This window comes from Streptomyces sp. NPDC055632 (genome assembly GCF_053618675.1).
Genome location: NZ_JBSHHY010000017.1, coordinates 38,640 through 50,848, shown reverse-complemented (window position 1 = coordinate 50,848; position 12,209 = coordinate 38,640). Strand labels below are relative to the sequence as shown.

Genomic DNA, 12,209 nt, shown 5'->3' with positions numbered 1-12,209 from the left:
CGTACGGGCCGACCTGCCCGGTTGCCTGTCATCCGGTGAGGGTGAGGTTGTGCGGGCGGGCGATGCCGAGCATGGCGTGGTGGACGCCGTCGCCCTTGAGGCGGCAGTCGCGGGGGATCTTCCAGTTCTTCACGCGGGCGGAGGTGTGCTCGACGCGGGCCCGTACCTTGCGGTGGGAGGCGTTGTGCTCCTCCTTCCGGGCCGGCAGTTCCTCGTCCTTGTGCCGGCGGTAATGCGAGATGCCGAACAGCGGGGCGAGCCGGCGCGGGGCGAGGTTGGTGCGCCAGTACGCGGCCGCCGGCGGCACCCGGTTTTTCAGCGGCAGCGACCACGGCCGGCCCTTGCGGACCGGATCGGCTCCCTCACGCCACAGCGCGGTGATCAGTCCGCCGAACTGCCGCGGGTTCAGCCCGGTGAACGGGCCTGTCCGGGAGGGCTCCGACGCCGTGATCACACCAGCCGCGGCAAGATCGTCTCACTCCTGACCAGCGGTTACGGGACAACCTCTGGCGGACTGGGACAGGATGCCACGTGATGTCCCCCGTATTGTCATCCGCAGGCCGGTTTCAAAACCGGGTTTTGAAACCGCCCTGGACGCGAGCCTGCAAGTCTCAAGACTCCGCGACCGTTGATCTTCCGCGGTAAAGGTTGAGCACGATCATCTGATGCTGGTGACCGCCAGGTTTTCTCGCCAAAGGCTGAGCGGCCGCTGAAGCCCGTGGGATCAGCGCAGCCCGAAGCGCTCGGCCCAGGCGGTCACATCGGCGGTCGTCGCATTGCCGCCGCAGACCACCAGACCGAGCTTGGCGTCTTCACCGACGCGCTCCAGTACCCGGCGTGCCGCGGGCAGCAGACAGCCGGCAGCAGGCTCGGCCCAGACCTTCGCGTGGTCAGCCAGGTCAAGGGTGCCCTGTACGGCCTCGGCGTCGGTCACCGTGAGGACATCGGTGACCAGTGCCGAGACGTGCTCGTAGGTGAGCGGGGAGACGCTGGGAGCGCTCAGTGTCGAGACGATCGAGGACAGTTCGACCGCCACCGGCCCGCCGGAGGCCAGGGCTGCCGACATGGCTCGCGCGCCTTCGGTCTCCACGCCCCAGATCCGTACGCCGGGACGGCGCGCGTGCAGCGCGGTGGCGACTCCGGCGATCAGTCCCCCGCCGCCGATGCTGACGAGTACGTCGGTGAGTTCCCCGGCGTCCTGCGCGAACTCCAGACCGACCGTGCCTTGAGCCGCGATGACGACGGGATCGTCGAAGGGGTGGACCAGGGCGAGCCCCTTGGTCCGGAGTTCCTCCACGAGGGCGAACGCGCCGTCCATGGTGTCGACGAGGGTGACGTTCGCTCCGGAGGCCTCGGCGATGTCCACCGCACGGCCGGGGGCGGACCGTGGCATGACGACAGTCGCTTCAATGCCCAGCACGCCGGCCATGACCGCGACCCCGATGCCGTGGTTGCCGCCACTCACCGCTACGACTCCGGCAGCCCGTTCAGCCTCGTCGAGCGTGAGCAGCTTCGCCGTCGCACCGCGTGCCTTGAAGGAACCGGTGCGCTGCAACAGTTCCAGTTTCGCGGTGACGCCCACACCCAGGAACGCGGACAGCCCAGGACTCGGCACTGTCGGGGTCCGCAGCACGTGCCCGCTGATCTGCTCGGCTGCGGCTTCCACGTCCGCAACGGTGATCAACACATTCGCCTCCGTCACATGATCCGAACCACGGTAACCGGGATTCGTACCCTCCACGGTAGAAGGGCGGCGCCCATATGAAGGCCCCACCTGCACACGGCGATCGACCGCGCGGCAATTCGACCACCCCATGCCGTCCACCCACTGGTCGGTACGGGCCAAGTCGCCGTGATCACCGCGTACTGCAACGGCATGCAGAAGTGTCCACACTGGGTGAACGAGTACGGGGCCCAAGCCCCTGATCTCCGATGTCCGTCAAAGCGAAGCAAGCCCCGTTCACTGCGGGAAGTGGTGGGGCAGTTCCGCGGTGAGCGCAGCCGCTGCGGGGGAGAGCCAGCGTCGGCGGTGACGGGCCAACTGGACCGCGACGTCAGGAAACCGCGGCCCGGGCACCTGCGTCAGACGGCCCGCTGCGAGCGCGTCTGCGATGTTGGTGTGGGCCAGCAGGCTGAGGCCGAGGCCCGCGGCGACACAGGACCGGGCGACCTCCAGACTGCCGAAACGCGTGATCCGGGGCTGAGCACCTCCGGCCTCGGTGAGCAACCGGTCGACGAAGCGGTCGCTGTACGAGCAGCCCTGTTCGTGCAGGAAGTAGTCCTGGCGGGCCAGCTCCGCCCAGTCGGCGGGCGCATCGGCGGCCTTGCGGGCGAGGGGATGTCCGGGAGAACAGACGAGCACCAGCGGCTCATGAGCCAGCGGCGTGCATGAGATGTCACGGAAAGCCGCTTCGTCCTCCAGCAGAAGCGCCAGGTCAAGCTCGCCGGTGCGAAGCGCGGCGATTGCGGTCGCGGTGCCCATCGTGCGCAGGTCCACCTCGATTCCCGGGTGACTGCGCCGCAGCGCGGCGATGACTCCCGGCAGCCGCGCGGACACCAGTGTCTCGCCGGCCGCGATCGTTACGCGCCCGGTCACCTGGCCGTCCGCGCCACCTGCCGAGGCGGCAACCGCCCGCAGCCGGGACTCGGCCTCCAGCACCGTTTCAGCCTGTGCCAGCACCTCACACCCGGCACTGGTGAGTACGACTCCGCGCGGCAGCCTGTCGAACAGGCGCAGGTCCAGCTCCTTCTCCAACGCCTGCACCTGGGCGGTGACGGTGGACTGTGCCAGGTGCAGTCGCTCCGCGGCGGCGGTCAGGTTCTCGGTCCGGGCAACGGCGGCGAAGGTGCGCAGCAGTCGAGTGTCCATGCCGTCGACCCTAGACAATCCCATCGGTCAAAGCGATGAATCAGATCTAAAACCATCGTTTGTAACGATGCCTATGGGGTGCCACAGTAAAAGTCATGACCTTGAGGACACACCCCGAAATCCTGCGCTACACCGCCTTCACCACCGATCCCGCCGGCGGTAATCCAGCCGGTGTCGTCATGGATGCGGCCGCGCTGGACGAGACCGCCATGCTCGCCATCTCCGCCGAAGTCGGCTACTCGGAAACCGCGTTCGTCACGGCCGCCGACAACACGGCACGCCGGTTCCGGCTTCGCTACTTCAGCCCGCTCGCCGAGGTCGCCTTCTGCGGTCACGCCACCGTCGCCACCGCGGTGGCCCTGGCCGAGCGGATCGGTACCGGCCCGCTCGTCTTCGACACACCGGTGGGCGAGATCGCCCTGGACACCTCCGCCGACCTCGAAGGGCCCGTGACGGCGACGCTCACCAGCGTCCCCACTCGCTCCCGGTCGGCGACCACCGCAGAGCTCGATGCCTCTCTCGCAGCTCTGCGCTGGTCCCCGCAGGACCTCGACCCCGCGCTGCCGCCGCACGTCGCCTTCGGAGGAAACGAGCACCTGGTCCTGGCCTCGGCCACCCGCGAGCGTCTGGCGGCCCTCGATTACGACTTCGACGCCCTGGCCGAGGTCATGCACCGTCACGGCTGGACCACGCTCCAACTGGTCTGGCGCGAAAACCCGGAACTCTTCCACGCCCGCGACCCCTTCCCGGTCGGCGGCGTCGTCGAGGACCCGGCCACCGGTGCCGCCGCTGCTGCCCTCGGCGGCTACCTGCGCACCCTTCACGCCCTCCCGCCCACCGGAACCTTCACCATCCACCAGGGAGAGGACCTCGGCCGACCCAGCCTGCTCCGGGTCGAGGCCTCCACCACCCACCCGCGCGTACGGGTGAGCGGACATGCGGTGGCGATCGGGGGTGCGAGCACGAGGGCGGGCGCAGGAGAAGCCTGAGCGCACCGAGGACGCCGCACATGACGCTCGCCCACACCGCGCGGGTCAGAGTTCCGGCCCTCTTTCGCCCGTTTGGGACAGGACGAAAGGAGACCGCCGACCCTGCGGTACCTCGAGCCGGGGACACGCGCACGACGCACACGACCGAGACGACTCCCGCCATCCGTCCCCTTCCACCTTCCAAAGGGATTGGTCAGCGCTGGGGCACGGCGATGCCGGCGGCACGCAGCTCCGCCTCGACCAGGGCATTCAGGCGGGCTATGGACGGCACCCGGTCCTCCATGTGGTGGTTGACCATCCCGTAGCGAGTGGCGGTGTCGGATCGGCCCTCGAACCCGGACGGCATCGACAGCAGTTCGCGCCGGGTCAGCAGTTTCCCGGCCAGTTCACGGGCCACTTCCTCGATCCGCGGATCGTCCGGATCCCAGCTCCTCACCTCCCAGCCGAGCCTGGTCAGTTCGACGGTCTCGGGGTCGGCGAGCGATTGTTCGAGCCAGGTCATGAAGCCGTCGAAGATCTCCGGGACCAGAGCTCGGGTCAGTACGAGGGCCTCTCGCTGACCGGTCACGTAGGCGGAGTCGAAGCCGAGTCCAGCCAGTGTTTCCAAGATCGCACAGGCCCGGTCGGGCAGCAGGGCGCGATCACCGTGGTCAAGGCGGTGCAGCCGGTCCCAGCGCGCGGTCAGTTCCTCGATCCGGGAAGTGAGTGCGCGGTGAACCTCCTCCAGGGTCGCGGCGAAGGTCTCCGAGTCGGCCTCAAGGAGATCACCGACCTCAGCCAGCGGTACCCCGGCTGAGGCCAGGGTGCGCACCTGGAGCAGACGGAACAGTTCGTCCGAGCGGTAGCGGCGGTAGCCGGAAGCGTCGCGTTCCGGCTCGGCGACCAGACCAAGCCGGTGGTAGTGCCGCACGGTCTTGATCGTGACGCCGACATACGCCGCCGCCTGACCGATCGTGAGCCCGAACCCGTCCGCCGCCACCCTGACGCTCCTCCGTGTCGCTGGTCATCGCGGGGGCGAGGATAACGCGCCCGAAGCGGCCCTTGACCTTGACCCCGGGGCAAGGATGCAGCCTCTTGCCACGGCCCTCCTCAGGGCCACGCGACCACCGGTGAGCGGCCGCGGGAAACGAAACCGTCAACAGGAGATACCCCATGGCAACGAACGACAGCGGCTTCACCGAGGCAGGACTGCGCCGACTGCGCGAGGTGCTGGAAAGGCACGTGGAGTCCGGAAAGATCCCGGGTCTGGTCGCCCTCATCGGTCGCAGCGGACGGACGCACGCCGAGGCGATCGGGACGATGCGGCACGACGGCGGCCCGCCGATGCGCCGGGACACCATCTTCCGGATGGCATCCGCATCCAAGCCCGTCACCACGGCGGCGGCGATGGTCCTGCTCGACGAGTGCCGACTGCGACTGGACGACCCCGTGGACCCATGGCTGCCCGAACTCGCCGACCGACAGGTGCTCAGGCAGCCCGACGGCCCGCTGGACGACACCACTCCGGCGCGGCGGCCGATCACTGTACGGGACCTGCTGACCTCCACCTTCGGGCTCGGCACCGATTTCGAGTCGATGGCATCACCGATCAGGGCCGCGACCTTCGAACGCCTCGACTACAGCGTGGCTTCCGGCCCGGCGCCCCACCAGGACGAGTGGATGCGCCGCCTGGGCGAACTCCCCCTGCAGTACCAGCCAGGTGTGCGCTGGCAGTACGACCTGAGCAACGAGGTGACCGGCGTGCTCATCTCCCGGGCTGCCGGACAGCCACTGGAAGCGTTCTTGCGCGAACGGATCCTCGATCCGCTGGGGATGAAGGACACCGGCTTCCACGTGCCCGCCGACCGAATCGACCGCCTGCCGCCCCTGTACGGGCCCGATCCGCAGACGGGCGAGTTCACCGTCTGGGACCAGGCGGCAGGGGGCATGTTCAGCGCTCCTCCCGTGTTCCAGGGCGCGGGCGGCGGACTGGTCTCCACCGCCGACGACTACCACGCCTACTTCCGCATGCTGCTGAACCACGGGGTCCACGACGGCGAGCGCATCCTGTCCCGGGCCGCCGTCGAGCTGATGACCACCAACCGCCTCTCCTCGGGGCAGATGGCCGCCCGGGCAGCGATGTTCGACGGCGTCGCCCACCTGTCGTCCGGCCAGGGCGCGGCCGGCGGCTGGGGTTTGGCATGTCGGTGGACACGGGCCGCGACAACTACGCGCCCGTCGGCCGGTTCGGCTGGTTCGGCGGCACCGGCACCACCGCCTACGCGGACCCGACCCATCAGCTCACTGGCGTCCTGCTCACCCAGGTCGGACTGTCCACCCCGGACTCGCCGCGGGCCATGGCCGACTTCTGGACCACGCTCTACCAGGCCCTCGACTGACGAAGCCCATGGAGCCCGGGGGCTTCATGAGATCGTTTGCCGATGAGTACACCGCCTGACGGATTGCCCATCTACCGGGTCCTGACCGGCCCGGACGATCCCGCGTTCTGCCACCGTGTGAGCGAGGCGCTGGAGCTTGGATACGAGCTGCATGAAGGTCCTGCTGTCACCTTCAACGGCGAGAACGTCATCGTCGCCCAGGCGCTGATCTGGCCGACGCAGTCATGGCAACAAGACGGCGAGCTCCCTCAAAGCGGCCATTCAGGGCCTGTTTCAGAAGGGGATCACCAATGAGCGTGACGTTCGGCTGCGGCGTGCCACCAGCTGGGCGGAGAGGGGACTGTGACCCGGGAGGTCGGCTGGTCGGGGTGCAGTCCATGGCGTCGCAGAGCACGGGCATGGATGTGGACGTCGAACCAGCCGTGCCACCGACCGTCGGCACCGACACCACAGGCCAGATCCCAACGGACCTCGGTCTGGTCGAAGGGCATCCAGTCGATGCCCCGATCGCGCAGTCAAGCGCGGACGGCCGCCATGGGCCGGAGGCAGCCCGGCAGGTTCTCGTAGGCGGTGACGGTGATCCAGTCGGCGCTCGGCGTGGTCATGGTGTCCATCATGCCGGGCACCGGTCCGGCATGAGGGCCGACGGCCCTGTCAGAGCCGCTCGTTGATGGCCGCGATCAGTACCGTCGCCTCATAGCGGACGGCGAGCTCGTCGTATCTCGTGGCGACCGCGCGGTGGCGCTTGAGGCGGTTGGTCCGGCGCTCCACCGCGTGCCGCTCTTTGTAGCCGTCCTTGTCGAACTTCGGCGGCCGCCACCGTGGGAGCCGCGCTTCTTGCGGTCGGCGATCTGGTTGCGCTTCTCCGGGATCGTGCAGTAGATCTTGCGTTTGCGCGGGTGGACGCGGTTCGCGTGGGAGCCGTATGCCTTGTCGGCGCGGACCTTGTCCGGTCGGGTGCGCGGCCGACCCGGGCCGAGCCGGGGCACCCGGACACGGCCCAGGAGGACCTGGAAGTGCGGGGAACCCCCGCGCTGTCCAGTCGTGATCACTAGCGACATCGGCTTCTGGGACTGCTCAACCGCGAGGTGGACCTTGGTGGTCAGTCCACCTTGCGAGCGTCCGAGCCCGTGGTCTTCTGGCTCAGTGAAGACGCCGCCGGGCGGCTCGACCTGCAGATCCCCCTTTTGCGGGCACCGCCGCACGCTGGTGCGCTCGGGCGATCGTGGAGTCCACCGAGATGTCCCAGGTGATAGGCCCTTCGCGTCGGATCGGGCCCGGAGCTGCTCGAAGATGCGGTGCCAGGTGCCGTCGCGCTGCCAGCGGCGGAACGGACCGTAGACCGTCTCCCGCGGCCCGTATCGGTCGGGAAGATCTCGCCACGGCATCCCGGTCCGGATCCGGAACCGCATGCCGTTGATCAGCTGCCGCTCGCTGTGCACCGGCGGCCGTCCGGGCTTGGCACCCTTCGGCAGCATCTGAAGCAGGCTTTAGTCCCCGGGCCGGGCTTCAGTCCTCGGACGCCAGGGTGATGAGCCGGTGGCCGGGTCGCTGAAGGGTCCGTCGGCCGGCTCGTCCCTGAGGACGCGGCGCAGCAGCGCCGTCGTCCCCTCATCGTGGGTGGCGTTCACGGGGGCCGGGGTCTTCAGGCGGCGGGTCGGTTGGTGTGGCCGGGCAGATGTTGTCCCGGGCGCAGGAACCGCCGGCTGCCCTGTTCGTCGCGCACCGCGAGGAACCCGGCGTCCGTCAGCCGCTGTGCGATCATCCTGCGGCGGACCGTGCCCGCCTTGAACGCCACGGTGCACAGCAGCGCGACCGCTCCGCCGGAGGCGACCGCTTCGACCGACGAGCTGTTGTCGATGAACATCAGGACTGTTAGGGCCGCGCAGGCAAGGTAGATCAGGAGCTTCTGGCGCCGGTCGGCGACGTACAGGGCCATGACGTCGAAAGTGATGAGGTCCTTCAGCACCGCTACGTCACCGGCCGCTTCGGGCAGCGGCTTCAGCGAGCCCTGCTTCAGCCCCGGCACCGTCCCGCCGTTGCCCGCCCGCGGATGGGCGGCGATGGTTGCCGCCTCGCGGACGCGCGCGTCGGGCCGCGGGTCCCGGTACATCCTGACCTGGACCAGTGAGTTCTTGAACCCGGTCCTGCACGCCGTGCCGTACGTGTAGCCGTACTGCTCCGCCACGTGCGCCAGAGCGGCCGCCTTCGCCGCGGAGCCCTGAGGGGCGAGCTCAACGATGTCCTGCTGACGGGCGATCTGCCCGAGCACCCCCGCTGTGTGACGTTCCACCGACACCCTGTTCTCCACCCTCTGGGCCCCCGTGCCCGGGCCCGACCGCAGCACAACCTGGAGGGCACGCACCGATCCGAACGCGCACGGTGCCCCGACCATGGACCAGGAGACACCGCTTCGCGCGGGGTCAGGCCCCTACAGGGAGCATGCCATGACGATGTGCTGCTCCCCGCGCCTACGGGGTTAGGCCCTGGCCCTCGCCGACAACACCGGGGTTCGTGCCCTGCTCCCCGCTTGAGATGGGGATGAACCCGCCTGATGAGGACCCTGCTTCGGGCCGTCACCCTGCTCTCCGCGTTTCCACTGGCAGGAGACCTACGCCGGGCCGTACCTGGAGCGGCCCTTCCCGCTGCTGCTGTTCGTCTTCGCCCCGGATCACCGAGCTCGGCCGGTGGCCCGGAGGCTGCGCCCCGTACGATCCGCGCCCCGGCGAGGCCCGGGTGCCCGGGCCGGGCGTCGTGTGCCGCTTCTACCACTCCGGTGACATGCCCTGACTGTCGGCATCACGGTGTTCGGTCAGCAAGGTGGCGGTCTTTGACGGTGTTGCGGATCGGGGCGGTGACGGTCCGCAGGTCAGTGGTGCAGCGCCTGCTCGAGGGTGGGGTGACAGCCGATGATGGTGTCGAGGCCGACCAGACTCAGAACGCGCTGGGCGGCTTGCTGGGCGGCGGCGACGCGCAGCCAGCCGTGTGCTTCGGTCAGGTGGCGGTTGGCGGAGATGAGGATGTTGATGCCGCTGGAGTCCATGAAGGTCACGCCTTCCAGATCCGCCACGACACGCGGCGGTTCTGACGACGGGTCGTCCTGGTCCAGCAGGGCCGCTTGGAGGAGGTCCTTGGTGGTGTGATCGATCTCGCCCCGCGGAGTGACGACATGGACACCGTCGACGGCGTGGTGCGCCGCGGACAGGTGCTGGGACCGGCCCGCTTCTGTGCTGCCGGTCATGCTCTCCTCGAGTGCGCCTAGGCTTACCCTCCCGGCAAGGGACGGGAGCGTGCGGATGATTCTGCCGCATCCGCCCGGGCCGGAAGCACCCGGACAGCGGCGCGCTCAGCCTCCACTCGGGTGGGGATCACCCAGGCGGGCAGCCGCGTCGCGTGAACGGGAACGAGGACAAAACCGATGGACTCCTACGGCGACGGTGACAGCGATCCCCAGCCCCCGCCCGACCGGTACCTGATGCGCGCCGACTACGCGTTGGACGGTGACGGCGGATGCATCGCCGCCGCCCGCCACCACACCACCGCTTTCCTGGACCGGGCCCGCACCGAACACCGCCTGCCCGTCTCGCAACGCGCGCGGGACCTGGCCGAACTGGTCGTCAGCGAACTGGTCACCAACGCCTGCAAATACGCTCCCGGTCCCGTCCTGATGGAACTGCGCATCAGCACGAGCAGCGTGGACATCGTCGTATGGGACAGCGACCCGGTCGTTCCGGCGGCCCGCGCCGCTGATCCGGGCCGTATCGGCCAACACGGCATGGAGATCATCAAGGCGGTCGCCGAGGAGCTGTTCATCGAGCGGGAACCGGTCGGTAAGCGCATCACCGCCCGCCTCACTCTGGCCGACGCTGCCAGCCTGACGTAACCGTCGGACAGTTCTGAGGCCGATCGGATGAAGGCGTGGATGGCACCGAGCGGCTGTCGCGGGGCTGTGGCCGTGGCGCCTCGCTGCCGGCACTGTCTTCGACCGGATACCGAACCTTGTGAGAAAGCGAACCCCAGACACCCCTGGCACTTGGGCACCGCCCCGCCCCACCAACTTCGTCATCCCGTACATCAACTCCTCGAAGGAGCGTCCGGTCCACCTCGCACAGGCCCGTGAGCTGGAACGCTCGCCCGTCGTTTCACGTCTGGGACCGGGTATGGGACGCTGGCAGGACGCGAGACCGGTCGCCGCTCATGGTGGCGGCCCTTGGGATATGGGAGTCGCCCCCATTCCGGGCACCCGGATCCCACCATCGTCGTCCACCCCACTTGGCACAGGGGTGCTTCGCCTTTGGGCTCATCAACCCCCGGGAGGGGGGCACGCCCGGCATGAACATCACCACCACGATCACCGGCACCAGCGCCCGTATCACCCCGCACGGGGAGATCGACCTCGACACCCTGCCCCCGCTGCGCGCGGCCGTGGACCGGCTGCCGCCGCACGTGACCGGCCTGGTGTGGGACCTGGAGCACTTGTCCTTCACCGACATAGCCGGCCTGCGCCTGCTGTTCGGCCCAGCCCCGCAGGGCAGCGTGTGCCGCAGGACGTCGGTGACGAACCTGCGCGAGCAGCCGCTGCAACTCCTGCTGATCGCGGCCGACCTGTTCCCCACCGTCTATGACGTGGCCCAGCTGATCCCCCACACCCCTGCCGCTCTCACGGCCCGCAGGCCTTGAGCTGTCCGGGGAGCGATACCGCCCCGCTCTGACCGTTCGTGACGCGTCACTGGGCGTAAGGAGCACGGGCCTGCACGTCATCTCCTGTGCGCGTCTCCTGGCGCGACCCAGTCCAGGCGACTCTCCGGAAGGTCTGGGGGCCGACGGGATCGGGGGCATGCGGGGGTTTGAGCGTATGGGTTCGCTCTGGACAGGAAAGGGCCTGCTGGTTTCCCCCTTCCGGCGGGTTTTCGGATGGTGAGACGGCCCGCACCGCATCGGTGCGGGCCGTTTCCGTGTCCGGGCTGGTTGGTGCGGTGCGGCTCAGATGTTCTTGCGGTTGCCCCGGTCGTCGCAGGGCAGGTCGGCCGCGGTGTGGTTGGCGAGGTAGTCGCGGGTGGCCTGGCGTTCGATTTCGGTGATCGCGGTGGGTTCGATGTCGATGATGCCGCCGAAGGGACGGTCGACGTCGCGGATGATGCACAGGGTGGTGGTCAGCAGCGCGGTGATGACCACCAGGGTGATGACCTGTCCGCGGTTGTTGCGCCTGGGCAGGCAGATGCCCAGGGCCATGACGGTGATGACCAGGGTGGCGAGCAGGAACCACAGGATGGCGCCGGGGATGCTGGCGGTGGCCTGGGTGAGGCGTTCCTCGCGTTCCTCGGAGCGCTTGTTGTCGGCGGCGACCAGCATGCCGAAGACCGGCTTGCCCTCCACTTCGCGGAAGACGCGGCGGAAGTCGGTGGACCAGACGCTGGGGGCGGCCGAGCCGTTGCCGTCGGCCTGGATGGCGGCCTTTTGCGCGGCGGGTGCGTATTCGGCGGCTTCGACGAGCTGGTCGACGGCTTTCGCCTCGCCGCGGGAGGCGACCTCGGCCTTGCCGTAGGAGCCGTTGGCGGTGACCAGGACGAAGGCGAGCAGCAGCACGGTCAGGGTCAGCAGGGGGCCGACGAGGTCCTTGACGGCCATGCCGGTGTCGTTGTCCTCGCTCAGCAGGCGGGGCCGCAGGAAGCGGTTGGCGGCCAGGCCCGCCAGCAGGGCCAGGGCGGCGACGATGATGATGAGGGCCACGGACGGCCACATCCAAGTGGAATCGGCAGGGCCCCGGGCGAAGAGGGGCGTCGTGGCCATTTCCCGCGTTGTGCACGGCTGTGAACTGCGGAAATGTTTCTTCGCCTTCGAACGAGCGACCTGTTTGAGCCGGCGGGCTCTTTTCCGGCGATACGCAGGCCCTGCGTGGAGGCCGCGCCGTCTGCGACCGCTTGCGCGTAAGGGCTGTGCGGGGAACTGGCCTCCGGCTGTCACCGGAGGCCA

At 69.0% G+C, this 12,209-nt stretch carries 11 protein-coding genes and 2 pseudogenes; 5 read left to right on the top strand and 8 right to left on the bottom strand.

All coding sequences use genetic code 11. The features are described from left to right. Positions 1 to 28: 28 nt before the first annotated feature. The 3 genes from ACWGSR_RS21960 to ACWGSR_RS21950 form a co-directional block, all read right to left on the bottom strand. Complete coding sequence (locus ACWGSR_RS21960; RefSeq protein WP_453568315.1) at positions 29 to 454, bottom strand: hypothetical protein; 426 nt, start codon at positions 452 to 454, stop codon at positions 29 to 31. 270 nt (positions 455 to 724) lie between these two features. Continuing rightward, complete coding sequence (locus ACWGSR_RS21955; RefSeq protein WP_366378375.1) at positions 725 to 1,684, bottom strand: threonine/serine dehydratase; 960 nt, start codon at positions 1,682 to 1,684, stop codon at positions 725 to 727. Positions 1,685 to 1,960: 276 nt separating this feature from the next. After that, the gene (locus ACWGSR_RS21950; protein ID WP_453568313.1) at positions 1,961 to 2,869 is read right to left on the bottom strand and encodes a LysR family transcriptional regulator; all 909 of its coding nucleotides are present in this window, start codon (positions 2,867 to 2,869) and stop codon (positions 1,961 to 1,963) included. A gap of 95 nt (positions 2,870 to 2,964) precedes the next feature. Here ACWGSR_RS21950 and ACWGSR_RS21945 point away from each other — a divergent pair, with 95 nt between their 5' ends. After that, positions 2,965 to 3,858 (top strand): PhzF family phenazine biosynthesis isomerase, encoded by an 894-nt coding sequence (locus ACWGSR_RS21945; protein WP_453568311.1) that lies wholly within the window; start codon positions 2,965 to 2,967, stop codon positions 3,856 to 3,858. A gap of 193 nt (positions 3,859 to 4,051) precedes the next feature. On the opposite strand, the gene ACWGSR_RS21940 is transcribed toward ACWGSR_RS21945, so the two are convergent. Next, complete coding sequence (locus ACWGSR_RS21940) at positions 4,052 to 4,837, bottom strand: MerR family transcriptional regulator (RefSeq protein ID WP_453568309.1); 786 nt, start codon at positions 4,835 to 4,837, stop codon at positions 4,052 to 4,054. Positions 4,838 to 5,010: 173 nt separating this feature from the next. Here ACWGSR_RS21940 and ACWGSR_RS21935 point away from each other — a divergent pair. Together ACWGSR_RS21935 and ACWGSR_RS21930 are read left to right on the top strand one after the other, a co-directional pair. Continuing rightward, a pseudogene (locus ACWGSR_RS21935) lies at positions 5,011 to 6,236 on the top strand (serine hydrolase domain-containing protein). Positions 6,237 to 6,278: 42 nt separating this feature from the next. After that, a complete protein-coding gene (locus ACWGSR_RS21930) occupies positions 6,279 to 6,530 on the top strand; it encodes a DUF1737 domain-containing protein (protein WP_453568307.1) in 252 nt (83 codons plus the stop codon). Positions 6,531 to 7,090: 560 nt separating this feature from the next. Here the strand turns inward: ACWGSR_RS21930 and ACWGSR_RS21925 are convergent. The 3 genes and pseudogenes from ACWGSR_RS21925 to ACWGSR_RS21915 all read right to left on the bottom strand — a co-directional run. After that, a pseudogene (locus ACWGSR_RS21925) lies at positions 7,091 to 7,714 on the bottom strand (IS5 family transposase); the annotation flags it as partial. Positions 7,715 to 7,881: 167 nt separating this feature from the next. Further along, positions 7,882 to 8,529 carry a hypothetical protein gene (locus ACWGSR_RS21920; RefSeq protein ID WP_453568305.1) on the bottom strand — a complete coding sequence of 216 codons (648 nt, stop codon included), beginning with the start codon at positions 8,527 to 8,529 and terminating at the stop codon, positions 7,882 to 7,884. Between the two features lie 576 nt (positions 8,530 to 9,105). Next, on the bottom strand, positions 9,106 to 9,477 hold the full coding sequence (locus ACWGSR_RS21915) for an STAS domain-containing protein (RefSeq protein WP_453568303.1): 372 nt from the start codon (positions 9,475 to 9,477) through the stop codon (positions 9,106 to 9,108). A gap of 177 nt (positions 9,478 to 9,654) precedes the next feature. Here ACWGSR_RS21915 and ACWGSR_RS21910 point away from each other — a divergent pair, with 177 nt between their 5' ends. Further along, positions 9,655 to 10,119 carry an ATP-binding protein gene (locus ACWGSR_RS21910; protein WP_453568301.1) on the top strand — a complete coding sequence of 155 codons (465 nt, stop codon included), beginning with the start codon at positions 9,655 to 9,657 and terminating at the stop codon, positions 10,117 to 10,119. Between the two features lie 449 nt (positions 10,120 to 10,568). Further along, positions 10,569 to 10,916, top strand: a complete 348-nt coding sequence (locus ACWGSR_RS21905; RefSeq protein WP_453568299.1) for an STAS domain-containing protein — start codon at positions 10,569 to 10,571, stop codon at positions 10,914 to 10,916. A 303-nt stretch (positions 10,917 to 11,219) separates the two neighbouring features. Here the strand turns inward: ACWGSR_RS21905 and ACWGSR_RS21900 are convergent, their stop codons facing one another. Then, the gene (locus ACWGSR_RS21900) at positions 11,220 to 11,966 is read right to left on the bottom strand and encodes a bestrophin-like domain (RefSeq protein ID WP_453568297.1); all 747 of its coding nucleotides are present in this window, start codon (positions 11,964 to 11,966) and stop codon (positions 11,220 to 11,222) included. Between the last annotated feature and the right edge of the window lie 243 nt (positions 11,967 to 12,209).